This is a genomic window from Saccharothrix coeruleofusca (assembly GCF_017876325.1).
Classification (GTDB): Bacteria; Actinomycetota; Actinomycetes; order Mycobacteriales; family Pseudonocardiaceae; genus Actinosynnema; species Actinosynnema coeruleofuscum.
Genome location: NZ_JAGINV010000001.1, coordinates 2,135,891 through 2,158,472 on the forward strand (window position 1 = coordinate 2,135,891; position 22,582 = coordinate 2,158,472).

The 22,582-nt window shown below is 72.8% G+C and carries 22 protein-coding genes; 14 read left to right on the forward strand and 8 right to left on the reverse strand.

The features are described from left to right. Positions 1-28: 28 nt before the first annotated feature. From sfnG to JOF41_RS09970, 6 genes are all read left to right on the forward strand, one after another. A complete protein-coding gene (gene sfnG / locus JOF41_RS09940; RefSeq protein ID WP_189226272.1) occupies positions 29-1,165 on the forward strand; it encodes a dimethylsulfone monooxygenase SfnG in 1,137 nt (378 codons plus the stop codon). Continuing rightward, on the forward strand, positions 1,162-2,379 hold the full coding sequence (locus tag JOF41_RS09945) for an acyl-CoA dehydrogenase family protein (protein WP_189226271.1): 1,218 nt from the start codon (positions 1,162-1,164) through the stop codon (positions 2,377-2,379). Before sfnG ends, JOF41_RS09945 begins: the two co-directional genes overlap by 4 nt. A gap of 93 nt (positions 2,380-2,472) precedes the next feature. Next, complete coding sequence (locus JOF41_RS36855) at positions 2,473-2,769, forward strand: hypothetical protein (protein ID WP_229796147.1); 297 nt, start codon at positions 2,473-2,475, stop codon at positions 2,767-2,769. 17 nt (positions 2,770-2,786) lie between these two features. After that, the gene (gene ssuE, locus JOF41_RS09955; protein WP_189226270.1) at positions 2,787-3,338 is read left to right on the forward strand and encodes an NADPH-dependent FMN reductase; all 552 of its coding nucleotides are present in this window, start codon (positions 2,787-2,789) and stop codon (positions 3,336-3,338) included. Between the two features lie 10 nt (positions 3,339-3,348). After that, positions 3,349-3,645: an LLM class flavin-dependent oxidoreductase gene (locus JOF41_RS36860; protein ID WP_189226269.1), complete on the forward strand. Its 297-nt coding sequence runs from the start codon at positions 3,349-3,351 to the stop codon at positions 3,643-3,645. 16 nt (positions 3,646-3,661) lie between these two features. After that, positions 3,662-4,714 (forward strand): LLM class flavin-dependent oxidoreductase, encoded by a 1,053-nt coding sequence (locus tag JOF41_RS09970; RefSeq protein ID WP_189226268.1) that lies wholly within the window; start codon positions 3,662-3,664, stop codon positions 4,712-4,714. An 89-nt stretch (positions 4,715-4,803) separates the two neighbouring features. Here JOF41_RS09970 and JOF41_RS09975 read toward each other — a convergent pair whose 3' ends face one another. The 3 genes from JOF41_RS09975 to JOF41_RS09985 all read right to left on the reverse strand — a co-directional run bounded on the left by JOF41_RS09975 (position 4,804) and on the right by JOF41_RS09985 (position 7,164). Then, positions 4,804-5,343, reverse strand: a complete 540-nt coding sequence (locus JOF41_RS09975; protein ID WP_189226267.1) for a GNAT family N-acetyltransferase — start codon at positions 5,341-5,343, stop codon at positions 4,804-4,806. Beyond that, positions 5,340-6,458 (reverse strand): LLM class flavin-dependent oxidoreductase, encoded by a 1,119-nt coding sequence (locus JOF41_RS09980; RefSeq protein WP_189226266.1) that lies wholly within the window; start codon positions 6,456-6,458, stop codon positions 5,340-5,342. Before JOF41_RS09980 ends, JOF41_RS09975 begins: the two co-directional genes overlap by 4 nt. 349 nt (positions 6,459-6,807) lie before the next feature. Then, on the reverse strand, positions 6,808-7,164 hold the full coding sequence (locus tag JOF41_RS09985) for a hypothetical protein (protein WP_189226265.1): 357 nt from the start codon (positions 7,162-7,164) through the stop codon (positions 6,808-6,810). 441 nt (positions 7,165-7,605) lie between these two features. Between JOF41_RS09985 and JOF41_RS09990 the strand changes: the two genes are divergently transcribed. After that, positions 7,606-8,775 carry an RtcB family protein gene (locus JOF41_RS09990; RefSeq protein ID WP_189226264.1) on the forward strand — a complete coding sequence of 390 codons (1,170 nt, stop codon included), beginning with the start codon at positions 7,606-7,608 and terminating at the stop codon, positions 8,773-8,775. A gap of 61 nt (positions 8,776-8,836) precedes the next feature. Here the strand turns inward: JOF41_RS09990 and JOF41_RS09995 are convergent, their stop codons facing one another. Continuing rightward, positions 8,837-9,262: a hypothetical protein gene (locus JOF41_RS09995; protein ID WP_209618023.1), complete on the reverse strand. Its 426-nt coding sequence runs from the start codon at positions 9,260-9,262 to the stop codon at positions 8,837-8,839. Beyond that, the gene (locus JOF41_RS10000; protein WP_189226262.1) at positions 9,255-9,635 is read right to left on the reverse strand and encodes a hypothetical protein; all 381 of its coding nucleotides are present in this window, start codon (positions 9,633-9,635) and stop codon (positions 9,255-9,257) included. Before JOF41_RS10000 ends, JOF41_RS09995 begins: the two co-directional genes overlap by 8 nt. Before the next feature lie 168 nt (positions 9,636-9,803). Here JOF41_RS10000 and JOF41_RS38200 point away from each other — a divergent pair, with 168 nt between their 5' ends. After that, positions 9,804-10,412 carry a TetR/AcrR family transcriptional regulator gene (locus tag JOF41_RS38200; RefSeq protein ID WP_189226261.1) on the forward strand — a complete coding sequence of 203 codons (609 nt, stop codon included), beginning with the start codon at positions 9,804-9,806 and terminating at the stop codon, positions 10,410-10,412. Positions 10,413-10,418: 6 nt separating this feature from the next. Further along, positions 10,419-12,599 carry an MMPL family transporter gene (locus JOF41_RS10010; protein ID WP_209618026.1) on the forward strand — a complete coding sequence of 727 codons (2,181 nt, stop codon included), beginning with the start codon at positions 10,419-10,421 and terminating at the stop codon, positions 12,597-12,599. 94 nt (positions 12,600-12,693) lie between these two features. Here the strand turns inward: JOF41_RS10010 and JOF41_RS10015 are convergent, their stop codons facing one another. Then, entirely contained in the window at positions 12,694-14,229 is a 1,536-nt protein-coding gene (locus JOF41_RS10015; protein WP_209618029.1) for an alkaline phosphatase D family protein, read from the reverse strand. A gap of 12 nt (positions 14,230-14,241) precedes the next feature. Next, a complete protein-coding gene (locus JOF41_RS10020; RefSeq protein ID WP_209618032.1) occupies positions 14,242-14,904 on the reverse strand; it encodes a hypothetical protein in 663 nt (220 codons plus the stop codon). Between the two features lie 135 nt (positions 14,905-15,039). Between JOF41_RS10020 and JOF41_RS10025 the strand changes: the two genes are divergently transcribed. The 5 genes from JOF41_RS10025 to JOF41_RS10045 all read left to right on the forward strand — a co-directional run bounded on the left by JOF41_RS10025 (position 15,040) and on the right by JOF41_RS10045 (position 22,277). Continuing rightward, the gene (locus JOF41_RS10025) at positions 15,040-17,931 is read left to right on the forward strand and encodes an AfsR/SARP family transcriptional regulator (RefSeq protein ID WP_209618035.1); all 2,892 of its coding nucleotides are present in this window, start codon (positions 15,040-15,042) and stop codon (positions 17,929-17,931) included. Positions 17,932-18,016: 85 nt separating this feature from the next. Beyond that, on the forward strand, positions 18,017-19,225 hold the full coding sequence (locus JOF41_RS10030) for a DUF8814 domain-containing protein (protein ID WP_307867355.1): 1,209 nt from the start codon (positions 18,017-18,019) through the stop codon (positions 19,223-19,225). 25 nt (positions 19,226-19,250) lie between these two features. After that, entirely contained in the window at positions 19,251-20,141 is an 891-nt protein-coding gene (locus JOF41_RS10035) for a M23 family metallopeptidase (protein ID WP_189226256.1), read from the forward strand. Between the two features lie 9 nt (positions 20,142-20,150). Then, the gene (locus tag JOF41_RS10040) at positions 20,151-21,632 is read left to right on the forward strand and encodes a sialidase family protein (protein ID WP_209618037.1); all 1,482 of its coding nucleotides are present in this window, start codon (positions 20,151-20,153) and stop codon (positions 21,630-21,632) included. A gap of 171 nt (positions 21,633-21,803) precedes the next feature. Beyond that, a complete protein-coding gene (locus tag JOF41_RS10045) occupies positions 21,804-22,277 on the forward strand; it encodes a carboxymuconolactone decarboxylase family protein (protein ID WP_189226254.1) in 474 nt (157 codons plus the stop codon). 70 nt (positions 22,278-22,347) lie between these two features. On the opposite strand, the gene JOF41_RS10050 is transcribed toward JOF41_RS10045, so the two are convergent. Beyond that, positions 22,348-22,563 carry a hypothetical protein gene (locus tag JOF41_RS10050; protein ID WP_209618040.1) on the reverse strand — a complete coding sequence of 72 codons (216 nt, stop codon included), beginning with the start codon at positions 22,561-22,563 and terminating at the stop codon, positions 22,348-22,350. Between the last annotated feature and the right edge of the window lie 19 nt (positions 22,564-22,582).

A 22,582-nucleotide genomic window follows, 5' to 3' on the forward strand; every position in this document is an offset into this window, starting at 1 on the left:
CTCGCCACCTCAAGCTTGGAGTCCTGCCGTGCCCGAGAACCGGGAGCGGGAGCCGCTGAAGTTCGCCTACTGGGTGCCCAACGTCAGCGGTGGCCTCGTCGTCAGCGAGATCGAGCAGCGCACCGACTGGTCCTACGACTACAACCGCGAACTCGCCGTGCTCGCCGAGGACAACGGGTTCGAGTACGCCCTCAGCCAGGTCCGCTACCTGGCCAGCTACGGCGCCGCCCACCAGCACGAGTCGACCAGCTTCAGCCTCGCCCTGCTGCTGGCCACCCGGCGGTTGAAGGTGATCGCGGCCGTGCACCCCGGCCTGTGGCACCCCGCCGTGCTGGCCAAGCTCATCGCCACGGTCGACCACGTCTCCGGCGGACGGGCCGCGGTGAACGTGGTCAGCGGGTGGTTCAAGGGCGAGTTCACCGCCCTGGGCGAACCGTGGCTGGAGCACGACGAGCGCTACCGCCGCGCCGAGGAGTTCATCCGCGTGCTGCGGGCGAGCTGGACCGAGGAGTCCGCCGAGTTCGCGGGCGACTTCTACCGGCTGCGCGGCTACGCCCTCAAGCCCAAGCCGCTGGAACTGCCCGGCCGGGCGCACCCGGAGGTCTTCCAGGGCGGCAACTCCACCGCGGCGCGCGCGATGGCCGCTCGGGTGTCGGACTGGTACTTCAGCAACGGCAAGGACTACGACGGCGTCACCGAGCAGGTCGACGAGGTCGGCGCCGCGGCGGCGGCGCACGGTCGCAGGGTGCGCTTCGGGCTCAACGGGTTCCTCATCGCCCGCGACACCGAGGCGGAAGCGCGCGAGGTGCTGCGGGAGATCGTCGCCAAGGCCGATGTCGACGCGGTGCGCGGCTTCGGCGACGCGGTGCGGCAGGCGGGTCGCTCCACCGCCGACAAGAAGGGCATGTGGGCCGACTCCTCGTTCGAGGATCTCGTGCAGTACAACGACGGCTTCCGGTCCAAGCTCATCGGCACGCCCGAGCAGATCGCGCACCGGATCGTGGAGTACAAGCGGCGCGGGGTGGACCTGCTGCTGCTGGGTTTCCTGCACTACAAGGAAGAAATCGCCTACTTCGGCGAGCGCGTGCTGCCCCTGGTCCGCGAGCTCGAAGCGTCCCTGGAGACCTCCTCCGCCACCCCCGAACCGATCGGAGTCCAGCCGTGACCGGTGCCGCGCAGCGCGTGTGGACCACCGCGCCCACCACTTCGGACGAGTGGGTCGCCCGCGCACGGGAGGTCGCCGCGCTGCTGGCCACCGACGCGCTGGCGCGCGACCGGGCGGGCGCCACCCCGCACGCGGAGGTGCGATTGCTCAAGGACTCCGGGCTGGTCACCCTGCTCGGCCCGGTCGAGCACGGCGGCGGCGGGCAGGACTGGACCACCGCCTACCGGGTCATCCGGGAGGTCGCCGCGGGCGACGGGTCCATCGGCCAGCTGATCGGCTACCACTACCTGTGGTTCTGGGCCGCCCGACTGGTGGCGACCCCGCAACAGGTGGTCGCCGTGGAGGAGCGGGCCACCCGCGAGCGGTGGTTCTTCGGCGGCGCGGTCAACCCGCGCGACGACGACCTGGTGATCACCGACGAGGGCGACGAGATCGTGTTCACCGGCCGCAAGTCGTTCTCCACCGGCGGCAAGGTCTCCGACGTCACGGTGCTGGAAGGGGTCCTGGAAGGCAGCGACAAGCACATCTTCGCCATCGTGCCGTCGAGGCAGGACGCCATCGTCTTCAACGACGACTGGGACAACCTGGGCCAGCGGCTCACCGAGAGCGGCAGCGTCGAGGTCAACGGCGTGCGGGTGCCGTGGACGCAGGCCGCGGGGTATGTGGACAAGGAATTCCGGCCCCGCACCTACAACACCCTCAACGTGCCGCTGATCCAGTTGGTGTTCACCAACTTCTACCTCGGCATCGCCAAGGGGGCGCTGACCACCGCCACCGCCTACACCAGGGACCGGACCCGGCCATGGCCCTACGGCGGGGACAACAAGGAATCCGCGGCCGAGGAGTTCCACGTGCTGGAGACCTACGGCGACCTGCAGGCCAAGCTGTGGGCGGCGGAGGCGCTGGCCGAGCGGGCCGCGCAGCTGATCGAGCGGATCAACGCGCACCCGGACGAGGTGACCGCGCGGGAGCGCGGCGAGGCCGCGGTCGTCATCGCCGCGGCCAAGCAGCGGGCGGTGGACACCGGTCTGGAGATCGGCACCCGGATCTTCGAGGTGACCGGCGCGCGGGCGTCGGCCAACTCGGTCGGACTGGACATCTTCTGGCGCAACATCCGCACCCACAGCCTGCACGACCCGATCGCCTACAAGCGGGCGGAGGTCGGGCGCTACGCGCTGCTGGGCCAGGTGCCGGAGCCCACGTGGTACACCTGATCGCCGACGACGCCGAGGCCCCGCGGACGGCGGCCGAGTTGTCGGCGGGCGGGCTGCTGGGCATCACGGTGCCCGCCCGAGCAGCAGGCGTTCTTGTTCGGCGAGGTGCTGGCGGGCAAGCGGTTCGGCAACGCCCGCTGCGAGGCGCGGGCCGGGCACGCGCAGGACTGCCGGACCCGGCTGCTCCGGCACTCCGAAGGCGGGTTCGTGCTCGACGGCACCAAGCACTACGCGACCGGCGCGCTGTTCGAGGTCGCGGGCGCCCGCGCCTGCCTGGACGGGGTGAACCCGCACCGGGACTGGCGCAACACCCGCACCCACACCTTGCACGACCCGGTGCGCTGGAAGGTCCAGCACGTCGGCCGCTACGCCTCAACGGCACCCCGCTGATCTGACCGGAGGTGGACATGTCCTCGATCCTGGTGCTGTCCGGCAGCCCTTCCCCGACCTCCCGCACCGCGGCGCTGGCCGAGCACCTGGCGGACCGGTTGCGCGGTGACGGCCACGCGGTGCGCACCGTGCGCGTGCGCGACCTGCCCGCCGAAGCGCTGCTGAGCGCCGACGTGGGCGACCCGCGGATCGCCGAGGTGGTCGCGGCGCTGGCCGACGCCGACGGCGTGCTGGTGGCCTCACCGGTCTACAAGGCCGCCTACAGCGGCGTGCTGAAGGCGCTGCTGGACCTGCTGCCGCAGTTCGCCTTGGCGGGCAAGGTGGTGCTTCCTGTCCTCACCGGCGGCAGCCCCGCGCATGTGCTGGCCGTGGACTACGCGCTGCGGCCGGTGCTGTCCGCGCTGGGGGCCCACCACGTGGTGCAGGGGTGGTTCGTGCTGGACAAGCACATCACCACCGAGGGCGACACCCTCGCGCTGGCCCCCGAGTCGCAGCGCCCGCTGCACGAGGTGCTCGACGGCTTCTCCGCCGCCGTGAGCCACCGCCGCACGCTGATCACCACCCCCTGACGAGGACACCATGTCGCTGACCCTCCACTGGTCCCTGCCGACCCGCGGCGACAGCCGCTACCTCGTCGGCGGCGGTCACGGGGTCGCCACCACCGTCGCGGGCGGCGACCGGCCCGTCACCCCGGCCCGCCCTGGCCAGGTCGCCCGCCGCGCCGAGCAGCCGGGGTTCACCGGCGCGGGCACCGCGCTGGTGGGCAGCCACGCCGAGGTCGCCGAGCGGATCGCGGAGTACCACGCGGCGGGTGTCACCGAGGTCGTCCTGCCCGAGGACACCGCGAGCGCGGTGGCGTTCGCGCCAACGCGCTGACCCGGCGAGGAGCCCGATGACGCGACACACCCCGCTGTCCGTGCTGGACCTGTCCCCGGTGCCCGCCGGCGGCACGGCCGCGGACGCGCTGCGCAACACCGTGGAACTGGCGCATCGCGCCGAGGAGTTCGGCTACCACCGGTTCTGGGTCGCCGAGCACCACTTCGTGTCCGGTGTCGCCTCCTCCGCCCCGGCCGTGCTGGTGGGGCTGCTCGCAGCGGCCACCTCCCGCATCCGCGTCGGCTCGGGAGCGGTGCTGCTGGGTCACCACCAGCCGGTGGTGGTGGCCGAGCAGTTCGGCACCGTCGCCCAGCTGCACCCCGACCGGGTGGACCTCGGCCTTGGCCGCTCCGGCCTGCTGCGCGCGCAGGACCTGCGGCGATCCCCGGTGGTGACCGAGGAGCTGGTGGCACGCCTGGAGGAGCAGCAGCGGCTGCTGGGCGTGCGGCCCGACGGCGGGCAGGACTACGCGGGCGAGGTCGGGACGATCCTGGACCTGATCTCGGGCGAGGGCGGCAGGCTCGCGCTCCCGGCCACCGGCGCCGATCTGGAGGTGTGGGTGCTCGGGTCGAGCGCCGGCCCCAGCTCCCTGGCCGCGGGTGGGCTCGGGCTGCCGTTCGCCGCCAACTTCCACGTCAGCCCGAACACGGTGGACGAGTCGGTGGCCTCCTACCGCGAGGCGTTCGTGCCGTCCAAGCGGCTGGACCGCCCCAGGGTGCTGGTCTCCGCGGAGGTCGTCGTGGCCGAGGACGACGCCACCGCTCGGGAACTGGCCGAGCCGTACGGGTCGTGGGTGCTGTCCATCCGCAGCGGGCGGGGCGCGGTGCCGGTGGCAGGTCCGCTCGAAGCCGCCGCGTTCCCGTGGACCGAGGCGCAGCGCGGCCTGGTGCGCGACCGGCTGGACACCCAGATCGTGGGCTCACCGCGCCGGGCCGCGGAGCAGCTGGCCGCGCTGCGCGAGCGCACCGGTGCCGACGAACTGCTGGTCACCACGACGGTCCACGCGCACGCCGACCGCGTGCGCTCGTTCGAACTGCTGGCCCTGGCGTGGGCGGAGCTGGAGGAGTGACGGGCCGGGGTGCCCGCCGGGCGAAGTTCCGGCGGGCACCCCGGTTCTCCTGCCGCGTCAGCCGGACGCGACGAGCTTGAGGACGTAGGTCAGCAGCGAGGTGGTGAAGACCGCCGCCCGTCGCCCCCGCCGTCGACACCACCGCACGGGCCACCTCCTCGCTCCAGCGACTTCTCGAACGGCAGCGGGGCAGCCGAAGGCGGGCACGCCGGGTCGAACAGCGGTGTGTAGCCCGTCGCCAGGTAGAGCTGCCTGGCCTCGGGCTGGCGTGGGCCGGTGGTCAGGTAGACGCGGCAGTAGCCCAGGGCGACCGCTTCCCGCTCCAGCTCCGCCATCACCCGCCGGGCCAGCCCGCGCCTGCGGTGCGCCGAGTGCGTCCACACCCGCTTGACCTCGGCGGTGCGCTCGTCGCGGCGGCGCAGCGCCCCGCCCGCCACCGGCGAGCCGCCCTCCAGCAACAGCAGCAGGCTCCCGTGCGGCGGGGCGAACTCCTCGGGCGGGAAGCGCGTCATCTCGCGGAACCCGCCATCGCCGTAGCGGCTGACGTACTCGTGCGTCAGCTCCCGCATCATCACCGCCGCCTCCGGCGCGTCCGCCCGCGTGCGGTGCACCGAGATCCGTCTGATCATCCGCGGCCCGCGAGCGCCGCGCGCTCCCGATCGCGCTTGGCCACTTCCTCGCGCACGATCGGGATCACCCGCTCACCGAAGTCGATCGCGTCCGCGAGGGTGTCGTAGCCACGGGCGGAGATGATGTCCACGCCGAGGTCGTAGTAGTCCAGCAGCGCCTGCGCGACCGTCTCGGGCGTGCCGACCAGCGCGTTGGAGTTGCCCGCGCCCCCGGTGGCCGCGGCCGTCGCCGTCCACAGCGCCCGGTCGAACCGCTCACCGCGCGCGGCCACCTCCAGCAGCCGCTGCGAACCCCGGTTCTCCGGGTTGGTCAGCGAGCGCCGCCGGGTCAGCGGCGCGGTGCCGCCCCTCGTGCGCGCGGTGATCCGCTCGACCACGTCACGCGCCTTCTCCCACGCCTTCTCCTCGGTCGGCGCGATGATCGGCCGGAACGCGACCTGGATGCGCGGCACGTCGGTGCGCCCGGCCTCCCGCGCCGCGCGCTGGACCGACTCGATCTGCTCGGCGGTGTCGGCCAGCGGTTCGCCCCACAGGCAGTAGATGTCGGCCTCCGCGCCACCGGCCCGGTAGGCGGCGGGGGAGGAGCCGCCGAAGGACACGTCCGGGCGCGGTGACCGCGCGGGGAACACGTCGCTGACGAAGTCGGCGAACCGGTAGTGCTCGCCCTCGTGGTCGAACGGCTGCCGGGAGGTCCACGCGCGCTTGACGATCCCGATGTACTCGCGGGTGCGCGCGTAGCGCTGGTCCTTGACCAGGAAGTCGCCCTCACGGCGCTGCTCGTGGTCGGTGCCGCCGGTGATGAAGTGCACGGTGAGCCTGCCGTCGCTGATCTGGTCCAGCGTGGCGAACGTCTTGGCGGCGAAGGTCGGGTAGGACACGTTGGGCCGGTGCGCCAGCAGGATCTCCAGCCGCTCGGTCCGCGCCGCCACGTAGGCGGCGACCTGGGCCGGGTCCGGCGCGCCCGAGGCGTAGGCGAACAGCACGCGGTCCCAGCCGTGCTCCTCGTGCGCCTTGGCCAGCCGCAGGGTGTAGTCCTTGTCGAAGGCGGGACCGGTGCGCGGGCTCGTCTCCGAGCCGTCGTTGGTGCCGCCCATGCCGAGGAATTCGACGGGCACGTCCATACCCTTCGACGAGTTGAGGGCAAGGGAAGCCGGGATTTCGACTCGCGCCCGGCACGCCTCGCGGGGACTCCAGCGCGATCAGTGCACCAGCGCGGTGACCCGGCCGTCAACGGCGCGGCGGCCGGGTCCAGCAGTCGGACACCCTTGACGCGCTGGGTTTCTTCGGTCCACCGGGTAGTGGGGTGTGAACTGGTCCACGGGCCACGGGGATGGAGTCGTGGACGGTCGTCCTCGGTGGACTCGCAACCGCCGCGACGCCGTGCGGGGCCGCGCACCCGTGGAAAGCGAACCGCCCCGTCGTCACCGGCAGGTGACGACGGGGCGGCGGAGGTGTTCGCGGTGCTCAGTCGACCACGCGGTAGCTCAGCGCGGGAAGCCGGAAGCTCTCGTAGTAACCGGCCAACATGGTGACGCGCCTGTCGTCGTTCGGGATGCCGGGCAACCCCGGCGCGCAGTCGGCCTTGTAGAAGACTTCGACCTTCTCCGAGGAGGGGTTGTGCGCGGACCAGGCGACCGGGTCCAGGTTCTGGCACTGCCCGGAGGTGTCGAGGTCGGCGACGGTCTTGCTGCCGGTCAGGAAGGCGCCGGTGTAGAAGACCATCTGGGGGGTGGCCGCCGCGGCGGGCTGGGCCGCGGCCACCGCGGCCAGCACCGCGGCTCCGGCCGCGGCGACAGCGAACTTCTTGGGGAGGAACGACATCGGTCTCGCCCTTTCCTGGGGGTTGTACGGGGCCGACGAGGAGGTGGGCAATTACCTCGTCCATGCCACGTGTCGATCTTAAGCCTTAACTGGGGGGCTCTTCCGGTTAGTGCAGGGATCGGAGACTTTCGGGCAGATTCCGCCTTGTGGGTGAACGTGCCGCCGAAGGCGCGTGTCATCATCGCGAATTCTCACCGGTGAGGGCCTGCCGAAGGGGCGTCCACGGATCGTCGCCTGCTCCTCACCGCGCTCACCGGCTTGGTCGACAGCGGCGGGCTCCGCCGACCGTCGACCGGTGCGGGTGGTCGAAGTCCGCACATCGGAAACCCACCCGGTGGGCGGGCCTGCCGCGCGTGGGTGTCGGCCGAGGGGCCGTGAATCTCGCTCGCGAACCTGCCCGCAGGCGCTTAACTTCTACCTCGAGCAGAGGAGAGAACCGCCGTGGAGCAGATCAGCAAGCGACTGGTGAACTGGGCGTCCATCCTGGACCCCGGCACGCGCGTGCAGGCGGAGAAGACCGCGCGGATGCCGTTCATCCACCCGCACCTGGCGCTGATGCCCGACGCGCACCTGGGCAAGGGCGCCACGGTCGGCAGCGTGATCCCCACCCTGGGTGCGATCATCCCCGCCGCGGTCGGCGTCGACATCGGCTGCGGCATGATCGCCGTGCGCACCCAGTTCACCGAGGACGAGTTCCGCGCCCGCCCGCTGGCGCGGCTGCGGGTCGCCATCGAGAAGGCCGTGCCGCTGTCGGCGGGCAAGCACAACACCCGCCTCACCGACACCGCGCGCGAGCGGGTGGAGGAGCTGACCAGGGCCGCCGAGCAGGCCGAGTTCGACCCCGGCTCCTACGCGGGCAACTGGGAGCTCCAGCTGGGCAGCCTGGGCAGCGGCAACCACTTCATCGAGGTCACCGTCGACGAGACCGGGCAGGTCTGGTTGTTCCTGCACTCCGGGTCGCGCGGGGTGGGCAACAAGATCGCCCAGAAGCACATCCGCGTCGCCCGCGAGCAGTGCGAGCGCCGCTGGGTCGACCTGCCCGACCCGGACCTGGCCTACCTGGTCGAGGGCGAGGACGAGTTCTGGCGGTACATCCGCGAGATGCGCTGGGCGCAGCGGTTCGCCTGGCTCAACCGCGAGGAGATGATGGACCGCGTCGTGGCGTGCGTGTCCGACTGGATGGGGCTCGAGGTGCGGCGGTCGGAAGTGGTCAACTGCCACCACAACTACACCGAGCGGGAGACGCACTACGGCAAGCAGGTGTGGTTGTCCCGCAAGGGGGCCATCAACGCCGAGAAGGGCAGGGCGGGGCTGATCCCCGGTTCGATGGGCACCGCCTCGTACGTGGTGGTGGGCAAGGGCAACCCCGTCTCGCTGAACTCCTCGCCGCACGGCGCGGGCCGCGAGTACTCGCGCTCGGCCGCGCGCAGGACGTTCAGCCGGGAGGACCTGCGCAAGGCGATGGTGGGCATCGAGTACCGCGACACGGACGCCTTCATCGACGAGATCCCGGCCGCGTACAAGGACATCGACGTCGTGATGCGCGACGCGCGGGACCTGGTCGAGGTGCGCCACACCCTGCGGCAGATCGTCAACGTGAAGGGCGACTGACCGCTGTGGACGGTCATCGGCGCGGGGTGACCGGGACCGGCAGCCCGGTCGCCCCGCCCGGTCAGGCGGCCCGGTCGCGCGGCGCGCTCGCGGTGCGGCGCAGCCACAGCAGGCCCAGCACCGGCAGCACCAGCGGGATGAAGCCGTACCCGCTGCCGAAGTGCGACCACACCGTGGCGTCGGGGAACAAGTCCGGCGCGAGGAAGCTGATCGCACCCACGGCGAGCACACCCGCCAGTTCGACCGCGCACGAGGCGAGCGCGACGCGCCGCCAGGCCCGGCTGCCCAGCGCGAGGGTGACCGTGGCCAGCACGTAGACCACCGCGGCCAGCGCGGAGAGCAGGTAGGCCAGCGGGGCCTGGTCGAAGCGGGTGGCGATCTGCACCGCCGAGCGGGCGGTCGCGGCCAGCGCGAAGACGCCGTAGACGGCGATGAGCAGCCTGCCCGGTCCGGAGCGGGTCGTCCGCGCCAAGGTGTCCTCAGGCATGGCCCGCCCAGATCTGCTGCAGGCGCACGATCATCACCGGCACGCTCAGCAAGCCCACCGCCAGCACGGAGGCGCCCCAGCGGCTGCGCTCGGCCACCGCCCACAGCCCGGCCAGCGGCAGCACCACCACCGGGGCGAGCAGGTAGCCCACGAAGGTCGCGCCGGACAGCTCGCGGTCGGTGCCGACCAGTCGCACGATCCCGATCACCGCTTGGACCAGCAGCCCCGCCTCCAGCAGCAGGGTCAGCCCGGCGATGCCCAGGGTGAGCTTGGTGTCCAGGGCCAGGGGTTTGTTCAGCGCGACGAGCAGCAGCGCCCACGCCGCGGCCACGAGCGCGGCGACGGTGAGCGCCAGGGCCAGCGAGTCGATCATCGGGAAGTCCTCGGGCAGTGGTCGGGTACCTGCCGAGACGGTAGCCCCACGCCGGTGCGGCGGGGTCGGGCGGTGGTCCGCACCGGTCGGGCCGCTGCGAGCAGCGTCACAAACCGATGCGGTCGGTTTACCGACCAGTTCGGTCGGTGGGCTAGTAGATTCGGTCGAGTGGCACGATCGTTCCGGCAGCAAGCCGACGAGGAGATCCTCGACCGCGCGGCGGGCCTGTTCGCGCGACACGGCTTCGCCCACACCTCGCTGAAGGACCTCGCCGACGCCGTCGGCCTGTCCAAGGCCGGTCTGCTGCACCACTACCCCAGCAAGGAAGCCCTGTTCGAGGCGGCGACGGCGATGGGCCGCGCGCAGTGCCAGCAGGTGCTCGACCAGGTGATGCGGACGCCCGCTGGGCAGGCCCGCGACCGGCGGGCGGTGCAGCTGATGACCGACTTCGCGCTCGACCGCCCCGGCCTGGTGGCACTGGCGTCCAGGGCGATCAACACCCTGGGCACCGATGTCGACGCCTCCGCCGACGACGGCTTGGACGGCGTCGACCGGTTGGTCTTCGCGGTGTTCGACGTCGACCCCGACTCCGGCGACACCGAGCGCCTGGTCCGGGTCGTCGGCACGCTCAGCGCCCTGGCCGTGCTCAGCCTGGCCGCCAACCGCGCGGGCGATCGGACCGGCTGGCGGCCGCACATCATCACTACCTGTCTCGACGCGCTCGGCCACCGAGGTCCGGACGCGTCGGCATCCCGTTCCGCCCAGGTGGAGGCCTGATCTCGCATGGCACGTCTGTTGTACCGACTCGGATTCGGCGCGCACCGGCGCAGACTGGCGGTGGTCCTGCTGTGGCTGGTGGTGCTGGTGGGCACCGCCATCGGCGCGACCACCCTGGCCGGGGCCACCGCCAACTCCTTCGCCATCCCCGGCCAGGAGTCGACCACCGCCCTGGACAAGATCAAGGAGCAGTTCGGCTCCGGCGGCGGCGCGACCGCCCGCGTGGTGGTCAAGGCCCCCGACGGGCAGCAGCTCACCGCGCCGGAGAACGCGCAGAAGATCGTCGGGCTGGTGCGGGAACTGGGCGCGCTGCCCGGTGTGACCTCGGCGAGCAACCCGCTCGACCCGCAGGCCCCGACCGTGAACCCCCAGCAGGACACGGCCTACAGCACGGTCACCTACCAGGCCAAGGCCGGTGAGGTGACCGAGGAGCAGCGCACCGCGCTGACCGAGGCCGTGACCGACGCCCGCGCGGGCGGGCTGACCGTCGAGGTCACCGGCGAGGCCGCGCAGGCCCCGCCGCACATCGGCGGCGCGGCCGAGGTCATCGGCGTGGTGGTGGCTCTGCTGATCCTGGCCCTGACCTACGGCTCGCTGGTCGTCGCGGGCATGAACCTGCTGACCGCCGCGGTCGGCGTGGGCATCGGCGCGCTGGGCATCACCATCGCCACCGGCTTCATGGACCTGCAGTCCACCACCCCCATCCTGGCCGCGATGCTGGGCCTGGCGGTGGGCATCGACTATGCCCTGTTCATCATCAACCGCTACCGGCAGGAGCTGCGCCGCGGCCTGGACGTGGGCGAGGCCATCGGCACCGCCGTGGGCACCGCGGGCTCGGCTGTGGTCACCGCGGGCCTGACGGTCGTCATCGCGCTGGCCGGGCTGGCCGTCGTGGGCATCCCGTTCCTGACCCAGATGGGCGTGGCCGCTGCGCTGACCATCGTCGTCGCCGTCCTGGTCGCCATCACCCTGGTGCCCGCGGTGCTCAGCTACCTCGGCAAGCGCGCCCTGCCGCGCAAGCAGCGCACCGCGCCCGCCGAGCGGGCCGACGCCCACGAGCGCGGCTTCTACCAGGGCTGGATCGGCGGGATCACCCGCAACCGCGTGGTGGCCCTGCTGCTGTCGGTGGTGGCGCTGGGCGCGGTCGCGCTCCCGGTGACCTCGATGCAGACCACCCTGGTGCAGACCCCGGCCGAGGACAGCACCCAGGCCCGCGCCGACCGGCTGCTCGCCCGTGGCTTCGGCGAGGGCTTCAACGGCCCGCTCGTGGTCCTGTTCGAGGGCAGCCAGGCGGTGGGGACCGCGACGCGGGCCGCCGAGTCCGTCCGGGGGGTCGAGGACGTCGCCCTGGTCACCCCGCCGGTGCCCAACGCCGACGGCAGCGCCGCCATGCTCACCGTCATCCCGAAGTCCGGCCCGACCAGCGAGGCCACCGAGCACCTGGTCACCGCCCTGCGCGACCGGCTGGCGGAGGTCGACGGCGCGACCGCCTACGTCACCGGCACCACCGCGGTCAGCGTCGACGTGGCCGTGGCCCTCGACGAGGCCATGCCGGTCTACCTGGCCCTGGTCGTCGGCCTGGCGCTGGTGCTGCTCGTGCTGGTGTTCCGGTCGCTGCTGGTGCCGCTGGTGGGCGTGCTGGGCTTCCTGCTGACCATCGGCGCGTCGCTGGGCGCCACGGTGGCGGTGTTCCAGTGGGGCTGGCTGGCCGACGCGGTCAACCTCGACACCACCGGCCCGCTGCTCAGCCTCACCCCGATCCTGATGGTCGGCATCCTGTTCGGCCTGGCCATGGACTACCAGATCTTCCTGGTCTCCCGGATGCACGAGGCGCACCACCGGGGCGGCTCGCCCCGCGACGCGATCACCACCGGCTTCCGGCAGGCCGCGCCGGTGGTCGTGGCCGCCGCGCTGATCATGTTCTCGGTGTTCGCGGGCTTCGTGCCCGCGGGCGAGGGCCCGATCAAGTCCATCGCCTTCGCGCTGGCGGTCGGCATCCTCGTGGACGCCTTCGTGGTCCGCATGGTCCTGGTGCCCGCGGCGCTGGCGCTGCTGGGCGAGAAGGCGTGGTGGCTGCCCAAGTGGCTGCGCTGGCTGCCCGCGCTCGACGTGGAGGGCACCGACCTGGACGACCAGCCGGGTGCCGCGACGCGGGAGCGCCCCCGCGCCGAGGTCGGCTCGGCGTGATCCCGGCACCACGCGAGGCCGCCCCCAGACGGCCTCGCGTGGTGCCGAGGAGTGGCTTCCCCGCCCAGGGCCCCTGGGCGGGGAAGCACGGTGATCAGGCCCGCTTCAGGCCCTTGGCGCCCGCTTCGACGACGTAGCTGGCGTCGGTGCTGAGCAGGGCCTTGGCGGGATCGATCTCCAGGGCGTTGGACACCACCCGGAAGTCGGCGGTCAGCCGATCCGGTGTGGCGGTCACCCGGACGTAGCCCCGCTTGTTCTGCACGTACTTGATGTGCGGGTTGTTGGACCGCCAGGCCGAGCTCGGCGCGGAGGAGTCGTTCTGGCTGGTCACCGACGTGGTCACCAGTTCGGAGCCGATGATCGGGTCGCTGTGGTCGTAGTAGTCCAGGCGCAGGTCGGCGGCCCAGTGCCGGTGCACGTCGCCGGTGAGCACGATCGGGTTGGGCACGCGGCGGTCCACCCAGCCCTTGGCGATGCGGTCGCGGGAGGCCTGGTAGCCGTCCCAGGAGTCGGGGCTCTCGCAGGTGGCCTTGTCGCCGTCGCCGTCCCGCTGCGCGAAGAACACCTGCTGGCCGAGGAAGTCCCAGGTGGCCGGGTGCGACTCGAAGCTCTTGAGCAGCCACTGCTCCTGCGCGGCGCCGGTGATGGTGCGCGAGGTGTCGCGGTAGGGCGTGCAGGTGGTGCCGCTGGTCTGCACGCTGCGGTACTGGCGGGTGTCGAGCATGTGGAACCGGGCCAGGTCGCCCCACAGGAAGTTGCGGTACAGCTTGATGGCGGACCCGCTGGGCTTCACCGTGGAGCGGACCGGCATGTTCTCGTAGAACGCCTGGAAGCCCGCGGCCTTGCGGGCCGCGGTCGCCGGGCTGGTCGAGCTGTTCCAGTTGTTCTCCACCTCGTGGTCGTCGAACACCACCAGCCACGGCGCGGCGGCGTGCGAAGCCTGGAGGTTGGGGTCGGTGCGGTGCTGGGCGTACCGTGCGCGGTACCCGGCCAGCGTGGTGGTCTCGTCGGTGTAGAACACCCCGCGCACCTTCTCGGCCGCGTCCCTGCCGGAGGGCTTCTCGTAGATGTAGTCGCCGAGGAACAGCACCAGGTCCGGGTTGTCGGCCGCGATGCCGCGGTGCGCGTGGTACCACCCCTCCTCCCAGTGCTGGCAGGAGGCGAAGCAGTACTTCAGCTGGCTCACCGACGCCCCGGCGGCGGGCGCGGTGAGGGTGCGGCCCACGGGGGAGATGTGCCCGCCGGTGCGGAAGCGGTAGAAGTACTCGCGGCCCGAGGCCAGGCCCACCGGCTCGACGTGCACGCTGTGCCCCAGCGCGCGGGTGGTGGTCGTGGTGCCGCGCTGGACCACCGAGGAGAACGCCTGGTCGGTGGCGATCTCCCACTCCACGTCGTAGGTGGCGTCGGGCATCCCGCCGAAGCCGTCGGCGTTCAGCGGCGCGGGCGCCAACCTCGTCCACAGCACCACGCTGTCGGCCAGCGGGTCGCCCGAGGCCACGCCGAGCTGGAACGGGTCGCGGATCGCGGGCGCGGCGGCGGCGGTGCGGGCGTGCGCCCACGAGGGCAGCGCCGCGGCGCCCGCCGTGGCCAGTCCGCCCAGCAGCACGGCGCGTCGTTTCATCGGAGGCATCGCGGTTCCCTTTCAGGCGACGTAGTCGGTCAGCCCGGCGCTGCAGGACTGGAGTGTGGGGTCGGTGGCCGAGTAGTCCGCGACGCAGACCTTGTAGGAGATCCAGTCGCCCTTGGTCGCGGAGACCGTCCTCTCCGCGACCGTGCCCTCGCCGCCGGAGTTCCAGGCGTACAACGGGCCGGTGCCGTTGCTGAGCCAGTAGGCCACCACCGCGGACTTGCCGTCGGCGTCGCGGTCGTACACGGAGAAGCGGGGGCCGTTCGAGCGGAACTGCGCCTCCCCGGCGCACGCGCCGGTCGAGCAGGCCGCGCTGCCGGTGCCCACCCCGCAGTCCGGGGCCACCCGGCCGTCGGAGCCGGTGCGCACGTAGCCGTCGGAGATGTACCCGCCCAGGGCGGGCACGTAGTCCCAGATGGTCGTGGTGCCCAGGGGGCCTGCCACCGACACCCCGTTGAGCTGGCAGTCGATGCCGACGGAGGTCCCGTTGGCCACCGAGCCGATCGCGGTCGCCGAGGTGGTGGGCGCGCGGCGCACGGTCAGGGGATCGCCCGCCGTCACCACCGTGCCGGTCGCCGCCGCCGCCACCGCGGGCGTCACGCCCGCCGCCAATCCCACCGCCGCGGTGATCAGCACCGCGGCGGCCGCACCCATCCGCCTGATCCGTGAAGACGTCATGGGCGCAGCGTCGCGGCGGTGCGCACACGAGCCGTACAAGCGTTCGGCGCGAGGCCATTGTCGTCGGTCTGGCCTGCCCATACGATCCAGAACGGCCCGTTTCCGAAGGCCAGGTCTCTGGGGGGAGCCAGCTGCGTGTCTGCCGTCGAGTTTCGCCTGCTCGGACCGCTCGAAGTCGTGGTCGGGGGCCGCAGCGTCGCGCTGGGCGGGGCGAAGCCGCGCGCCCTGCTGGCCGCGCTGGTGCTCGAGGCGGGCGTGACCGTGTCCACCGACGTCCTCGCCGACGTGCTCTGGCCCGGCGGGCCGCCCAGGTCGGCCGCCGCGAACATCCGCACCTACGTGCACGCCCTGCGCCGCGGCCTGGCCGAGCACGAGGCCGAGCTGGCCGAGCGCATCGAGGCCCGCTCGGCGGGCTACCTGCTGCACGCCGCCCCCGATGAGGTCGACCGGGTCGTCTTCGAGGCCCGCGTCGCCGCCGCCCAGCGCGCCCTCGACGCTGGCGAGCAGGAGGCCGCCCTGGTCGAGCTGACGCGCGCGGAGGCGCTGTGGCGCGGCCCCGTGCTCGCCGACCTGCCGCACGGGCACGCCTGGAGCGCGCCGCTGGCCCGGCTGGCCGAGCTGCGGCTGTCCGCTCAGGAGCTGCGCACCCGCGTGCAGATCGAGCTGGGCCGCTACGGCGAGGCCGTGGTCGAGCTGCGCGGTCTGCTCAACGACGACCCGCTGCGCGAGGAGCGCTGGGTGCAGCTGATGACCGCGCTGGACGGGGCGGGCCGCCGGGCCGAGGCGCTGGGCGCCTACGCCGAGGCCGAGCGGGTGCTGCGCGAGGAGCTGGACGTGGAGCCGGGCCCCCGGCTGCGCGGGCTGCGCTCGGCGCTGGTCACCGCCGAGGCGGGTGAGCACGAGCCGGTCTGCCAGCTGCCGCTGGACCTGCTCGACTTCACCGGCAGGCAGGCCGTGGTGGACCGGCTGGTCGGCCTGCTGCGCGAGCGCGGCCGGGCCGGGCGGCCCACCGTCGCGATCGTCTCCGGCCCGCCCGGCGTGGGCAAGTCGGCGGTCGTGGTGCGGGTGGCGCACGAGGTGCGGGCGGATTTCCCCGACGGCCAGCTGCACGTGGACCTCGGCGGCACCACCGACCACCCGCGGCGGCCCGGCGACGTGCTGGTGGAGCTGCTGCGCGCGCTGGGCGTGCCGGAGACCGCGCTGCCCCGCGAGGTGGCCGACCGGGCGTCGCTGCTGCGGTCGAAGCTGGCCGCGTCCAGGGTTCTGGTGGTGCTCGACGACGCGGGCGAGGCCGCGCGGGTGCGGCCGCTGCTGCCCGGTGCGGGCGGGTCGGCGGTGCTGCTGACCAGTCGGACCCGGCTGCCGGACCTGGGCGGGACGCACACCGTCGAGCTGGACGTGCTTCCCCTGGACGAGGCCGCGGGCCTGCTGTCGGACGTGGCGGGTGCCGCGCGGGTGGCCGCCGAGCCCGATGGCGCGACCGCGATCCTGGAGTCGTGCGGCTACCTGCCGCTGGCGATCCGGGTCGCGGGGGCCCGGCTGGCGCACCGCCCGCAGTGGACGCTGCGCCGGTTCGCCGAGCGGCTGGCCGACGAGCGGCGGCTGCTCGACGAGCTGCGCGTCGGCGACCTGGCGGTGCGCGCCAGCGTCGCGCTGAGCTACGACCAGCTGTCCGGCACCGCCGCCCGCGCCTTCCGCGGTCTGGGCCTGCTCGGCCGGGGGCAGTTCCCCTCCTGGGTGGTGGCCGCGCTGCTGGACCGCCCCGAGGCCGACGACGTGCTCGACGTGCTGGTCGACGCCCACCTGGTCGAGCTGGCCAGCGCGGACAGCCGGGGCGAGCCCCTGTACCGGCTGCACGACCTGCTGCGCGTTTACGCCCGCGAGCAGTCCGAGAACGATCCGCGGCAGGACCGCCGCGCGGCCGTGCGCCGGGTGGCGGAGGGTTTCCTCGCGCTGGCCGTCACCGCCGCGGACGGCCTGCCGACGAACTACTTCGGCCTGGTGCCGTCCTGGGAGACCGCCGGAGCGTGGCGCCCGCCCGCCGTGGAGTCGCTGGTGGCGCGACCGGACGTCTGGTACGACACCACGACCGGCACCGGCGTCTCCGTGGTGGCGCTGGCCGCCGAGTGGGGCCACGACGACCTGGCCTGGCGGCTGGCCGCCGCCTTCGCGCCGTACTTCGACCTGCGCAGCAGGCACGAGGACTGGCTGCGCACGCACCGGGTGGCGCTGGCCGCCGCGCGCCGGGCGGGCGACGAGCGGGGCGAGGCGATCCTGTTGCGCAACCTGGGCCTGGTGCACGTCTACCAGGACGGCTACGCCGAGGCGATGGCCGCGTTCGACGCCTCCCGCGAGCTGTTCGAGCGGGCGGGCGACGAGCACGGCGCGGCCATCGCGCTGACCGGCGCGATCACCGTGCTGCGCATCCGCGGCGAGCACGACGCCGCACTGGACCGCGGCGGCCGGGCGCTGGCGGTGTTCACCAGGCGCGGCGACCGGCAGCGCCAGGCGGCGCTGGAGCTGGCGCTGGGCGCGGTGCGGATGGAGCGCGGCGACCTGCGCGACGCCGAGCGGTGGTTCGCGGGCGCACTGGCGCTGGCCGAGGCGGTGGACGACCGGCACCGCGCCGCGCACGCCCGGCAGCGGCTGGCCGAGCTGGCCCGCCGCCGGGGCGAGCTCGACCAGGCCAGGCAGCGGCTGGACGAGGCGGTGGCGATCTTCGACGACCTCGGCGACCACAAGTGCGTCGTCTACGCCCACCAGGACCTGGCCGAGGTGCACCTGCGCGGTGGCGACCCGGCGCACGCCGAGGTGCTGCTGGGCGGCTGCCTGGCCGCGCACCGCCGCAACCGCGACCGCCGCTCCGAGGCGGTGGTCCGCGAGCTGCTGGGGGAGCTGCACCAGCGGGCGCGGCGGCTGGAGCAGGCGCGCGAGCACTTCGAGGCGGCGCTGGCGCTGTGGCGGGAGCTGTCCGCCTCGCGCGAGGAGCGGGCGTTGGCGGAGCGGCTGCGCACCGCGCTCGCCTGAGGTTTGTACGGATCTTGTAGCCGCGACCCGTTGAGTCCTGCCCTGGCACGGACACCCCGTGCCACTGGGGAAGGGGATTTCTGCGGTGACCAGGCGAACGAAGATCTCCAGTCGGGCGGTGGCGCTCGGCGTCGCCGCCCTGTCGGTGCCCGCCGCGCTGGCCGCGGCCGTGGCGCCCGCGCAGGCCGAGCAGTCCGGACCGAGCTGGTCAGCCGACCTGTCCGCGGTGGACGGGGACGACGTCGGTGTCGCGGTGCGCGACGGCGAGCTGACCCTGGGCAGCGCCGAGCGCGCCGGTCAGGGCTACCTGCTGCTCGGCGAGCGGTCGCTGGACCGACCGGTGGACCGGATCAGCGCCCGCGCCGAGGCCGACGTCCCGGCCGGTGCCGCGGTCGAGGTGGACGTGCGCGGCAAGACCTCCGACCGCGACTGGACGGAGTGGACGCCCGCCGGTGAAGTGCTGCCCGCCTCGGTGACCACCGTGCAGGTGCGCGTGACCCTGTCCGCCACCGGTGCGGCGCCCAGCGTCGAGCGCGTCGACCTCACCGCCGACGCCGCGCCGCGCACGCGGGCCGCCGAGGTCGGTGCCGCTGCCGCGCCGCTGACCTACCGCGTGTTCGCCACGAGGGAAGGGCTGGCAGGGCGCACCACCGCCAACGGCCACGTCATCGGCAACCGGGACCACTTCGTCGCTCTGCCCTCGCGTCGCGGCCTGGCGCCCAAGAACACCGGTGACTACACCGTGCGGTTGTGCCGCACCGACAACAGCCGCTGCGAGTACGCGCCGGTGTGGGACGTCGGCCCGTGGAACACCATGGACGACTACTGGAACCCCTCGGCCACCCGCCAGATGTGGAAGGACCTGCCGCAGGGCAAGCCCGAGGCGCAGGCCGCCTACCAGGACGGCTACAACGGGGGCAAGGACGAGTTCGGCCGCAGGCCCGCCAACCCGGCGGGCATCGACCTGGGTGACGGCACCTTCTGGGACGGCCTGAAGATGTCCGACAACGGCTGGATCAACGTGTCCTACCTGTGGACCGGCACCGGTCCGACCGGCGTGGTCAACACCAGCGGCAGCCCGCTGAACCTGCGCGCCGCGCCCAGCACCACCGCCGCCATCAAGGGCCTGGCCGCCAACAAGGCCAAGGTGATCGTCGAGTGCTACGTCGAGGGCGAGGAGGTCACCGGCCCGTACGGCACCAGCACCATCTGGGACCGCATCGGACCGGACCACTACGTCTCCGACACCTACCTGCTGACCGGCTCGGACGCGCCCGTCGCGCCCAAGTGCTGACTTCCGCCCCCAGAGGAGAACCGACATGAGAATCAGAACCGCGGCACTGGCGCTGGTGACGGCGCTGTCCGGGCTGGTGCTCTCCAACGCGCAGGCGTCCGCCGCCGAGCCGCGCTTCCAGTTGCCGTTCCCCTGCGGCCAGTCGTGGAACGGGGACAACGACAACAGCAACGCGCACCAGAGCTGGGAGATCGACTTCAACCGGGGCAGCAGCGCGGGCGCGGACGAGGGTGACACCGTCGTGGCCGCCGCCGCGGGCACCGTGGTGATCTCCGCCCACCAGGGCGAGGTCAACCGCTACGGCAACCTGATCAAGATCGACCACGGCGGCGGCTGGTACACCTACTACGCCCACCTGCGCGTCCGCACCGTCTCGGTGGGCGCCACCGTGGCGCAGGGCCAGAAGATCGGCGAGGTCGGGCACACCAGCAAGCCGGGCAACAACATCAGCGCCCACCTGCACTACGAGGTGCGCGTGGACGGGTCCTACCCCGGCAACCTCCGCCCGGCCTACTTCAACGGCGTCCGGTTCGGCTACCCCAACCAGACGCTGACCTCCCGCAACACCTGCGACGGCGGCGGCAGCGACAACCCGCACGACGCCGAGGACGTCTGCGGCGATGGCTACAGCGTGATCGACACGGCGCAGCTGCCCGGCTCGGCGGGCACCGTGCACCTGCTCTACGACGCCACCACCGGCAAGAACTGCGTGGCCACCATCAAGGGCACCTCGATCGGCACGGCCAGCGCGACGACGGCCTACCTGGAAGTCCAAGGCCAGGCGCGGATCACCGACCAGGGCAACTTCACCTACTACGCGGGCCCGGTGAGCGCGGTGGCCGCGGGCAAGTGCGTCAAGTGGGGCGGTTCCGTCGGCACCGCCGCCTACGACAGCGAGTTCGAGCACTGCGGCTGAGAGGCTGACATGCGATTGCTGACCGGAGCGGCGGTCGTCCTGGCCGCCGCCTCGGCCGTCTCGGCGCTGTCGCCCACCCCGGCGCGAGCGGCCAACGACGTGCCGAACACGGTGGTCTACAAGGAGAACACCGAGGGCTACGACTGCTTCCGCATCCCGGCGGTGGTCAAGGCGGGCAACGGCGACCTGCTGGCCTTCGCCGAGGGCCGCAACGGCGGCGCGAGCTTCTGCAACGACCTGGGCGACATCGACCTGGTGGTCAAGCGCTCCACCGACGGCGGCCGGACCTGGGGCGCGCTGAAGGTCGTCATCGAGGGGCACGGCGACACCAAGGGCAACCCGACCCCGATCGTCGTCCCCGGCAGCGACCGGATCGTGCTGCTGTCGGTGATGGAGTGCGACCGCAACCCCGACTGCAACCGCATCCCGCGGGTCTCGATCAGCGACGACAACGGGCAGACCTGGTCCGCGCCCAGGGTGCTGACCGAGCAGCTGGGCTTCAGCGGCGCGCCGAGCTGGCTGGCCACCGGCCCGTCCCACGGGCTGGTGCTGACCAGGGGCGCGCACGCGGGCAGGCTGGTGGCCGGGATGAGCTACCACTGGAACGGCAAGAACCACGGCTCGATCATCTACAGCGACGACAAGGGCGTCACCTGGCAGCGCGGGGCCACCGGCACGGGCACGGCGAGCCTGAACCCGCAGGAGATCAGCCTGGTCGAGCTGGCCGACGGCCGCGTCTACGCAGCGGCCCGCAACAACGCCAACAACGACGACAAGTGCCTCAACGGCGGCCGGAACAACCGGGCGTACGCGATCAGCGCCGACGGCGGCGCGACCTTCGACGGCGGGTTCGCCTTCGAGGAGGACCTGGTCACCCCGGTGGTCCAGGGCTCGACGCTGCGGATGAGCGCGACCGACCGGGGCGCGGGCCACAACCGCGTCCTGTTCGCCGCGCCGTCGGTCTGCGACCGCCGCAAGGAGCTGGTCATCCGCTCCTCGTTCGACGAGGGGGGCAACTGGGGCGGCAAGGCAGGCGGCGTCGTGGTCTGGGACCAGGACGCGGCCTACTCCGACATGGTGCAGCTCTCCGCCACCTCGGCGGGCGTGCTGTACGAGGCCGGGCCCGCGATGAACGCCAACGCCACGATCCGCTGGTCGGTGGTGACCGAAGCCGACCTCGGCGCGCCGGTGTGCGGCAGCGGCTACTCGGTGGTCGACTCCGCGCCGCTGGGCCGGGACGGCCGGGTGTACCTGTCCTACAACGCGGCCAACGGCAACAACTGCGTGGCCACCACGAAGACCGCCTCCTTGGGCACGCCGTCGCAAACCTCGGCCTTCCTGGAGGTCCAGGGTTCGGCTCGGCGCGTCGACGCGGGCGAGTTCGGGTACTTCGCGGGACCGGTCTCCGCCGCCGCGCCGGGCAAGTGCGTCAAATGGGGCGGCGGCGCGGGCGCGTCGTCGTACGAGAGCCAGTTCGAGCACTGCGGCTGATCCGTTGCCGCAGGGGAACGCCCGTCACCTCACCCCCCGAGGTGGCGGGCGTTCCGCGTGCTCGCCGGGGAGCGCGTCACCGGTGCGACGCACGTCACAAGCCGAGCTGTCACATCTGCTCCTCCCGCCCCGTCATCGCTGTGGAAGCACCGACACGGCAAGGAGATCACCATGGACGCGCGTCTGAACCTCTTCGGCAACCCCGTCGCCGCCAAGTTCGTCAAGCACCTCACCCCGGCGGGCAAGGCCATCACCACTTCGACGCTGCCCCCGGCGACCCAGGAGCTGGTGAAGATCCGCGCCAGCCAGATCAACGGCTGCGGCTTCTGCACCGACATGCACACCAAGGAAGCCGCGCACGCGGGGGAGACGCAGCTGCGCTTGAACCTGATCGCCACCTGGCGGGAGGCCACGGTGTTCACCGAGGCCGAGCGCGCCGCGCTGGAGCTGACCGAGCAGGGCACCCGCATCGCCGACGCCGCGGGCGGCGTCACCGACGAGGCGTGGGCCAACGCCGCCAAGCACTACGACGAGGAGCAGCTCGGCGCGCTCGTGTCGCTCATCGCCCTCATCAACGCCTACAACCGGCTCAACGTCATCGTCCGCCAGCCCGCGGGCGACTACCAGGTGGGCCAGTTCGCCTGACCCACCGGCAAGTACTACCCGACGCCCCCGGCGGGGCCGGTAACCACTGCCCGGCCCCGCCCACGGCCGCTCAACGACGTCGCCGCTTGTAGTGGTCGACGATCAGCGCGGCGCCCGAGGACAGCGTGATCAGGCCCAGCGCGGTGTCGACGACCACGTTGATGTCCATGGGGGCGGTGATGATGTTGGCCACCCCGCTGACCAGCAGGACCACCCAGAGCACCGGGCGCGCCGCGCTGGAGCCGACGGGGGAGGAGTTGTGCGAGTTCGACCGGATGTTCGTCATACCCGGAAGCTACGCAGCG

Excerpts from the sequence above, each read along its gene's own strand:
- ssuE (WP_189226270.1), top strand. The coding sequence starts at position 2,787 with ATGTCCTCGATCCTGGTGCTGTCCGGCAGCCCTTCCCCGACCTCCCGC.
- JOF41_RS36860 (WP_189226269.1), top strand. The coding sequence starts at position 3,349 with ATGTCGCTGACCCTCCACTGGTCCCTGCCGACCCGCGGCGACAGCCGC.
- JOF41_RS09970 (WP_189226268.1), top strand. The coding sequence starts at position 3,662 with ATGACGCGACACACCCCGCTGTCCGTGCTGGACCTGTCCCCGGTGCCC.
- JOF41_RS09975 (WP_189226267.1), bottom strand. The coding sequence starts at position 5,343 with ATGATCAGACGGATCTCGGTGCACCGCACGCGGGCGGACGCGCCGGAG.
- JOF41_RS09985 (WP_189226265.1), bottom strand. The coding sequence starts at position 7,164 with ATGTCGTTCCTCCCCAAGAAGTTCGCTGTCGCCGCGGCCGGAGCCGCG.
- JOF41_RS09995 (WP_209618023.1), bottom strand. The coding sequence starts at position 9,262 with ATGCCTGAGGACACCTTGGCGCGGACGACCCGCTCCGGACCGGGCAGG.
- JOF41_RS10000 (WP_189226262.1), bottom strand. The coding sequence starts at position 9,635 with ATGATCGACTCGCTGGCCCTGGCGCTCACCGTCGCCGCGCTCGTGGCC.
- JOF41_RS10010 (WP_209618026.1), top strand. The coding sequence starts at position 10,419 with ATGGCACGTCTGTTGTACCGACTCGGATTCGGCGCGCACCGGCGCAGA.
- JOF41_RS10015 (WP_209618029.1), bottom strand. The coding sequence starts at position 14,229 with ATGCCTCCGATGAAACGACGCGCCGTGCTGCTGGGCGGACTGGCCACG.
- JOF41_RS10020 (WP_209618032.1), bottom strand. The coding sequence starts at position 14,904 with ATGACGTCTTCACGGATCAGGCGGATGGGTGCGGCCGCCGCGGTGCTG.
- JOF41_RS10035 (WP_189226256.1), top strand. The coding sequence starts at position 19,251 with ATGAGAATCAGAACCGCGGCACTGGCGCTGGTGACGGCGCTGTCCGGG.
- JOF41_RS10040 (WP_209618037.1), top strand. The coding sequence starts at position 20,151 with ATGCGATTGCTGACCGGAGCGGCGGTCGTCCTGGCCGCCGCCTCGGCC.
- JOF41_RS10045 (WP_189226254.1), top strand. The coding sequence starts at position 21,804 with ATGGACGCGCGTCTGAACCTCTTCGGCAACCCCGTCGCCGCCAAGTTC.
- JOF41_RS10050 (WP_209618040.1), bottom strand. The coding sequence starts at position 22,563 with ATGACGAACATCCGGTCGAACTCGCACAACTCCTCCCCCGTCGGCTCC.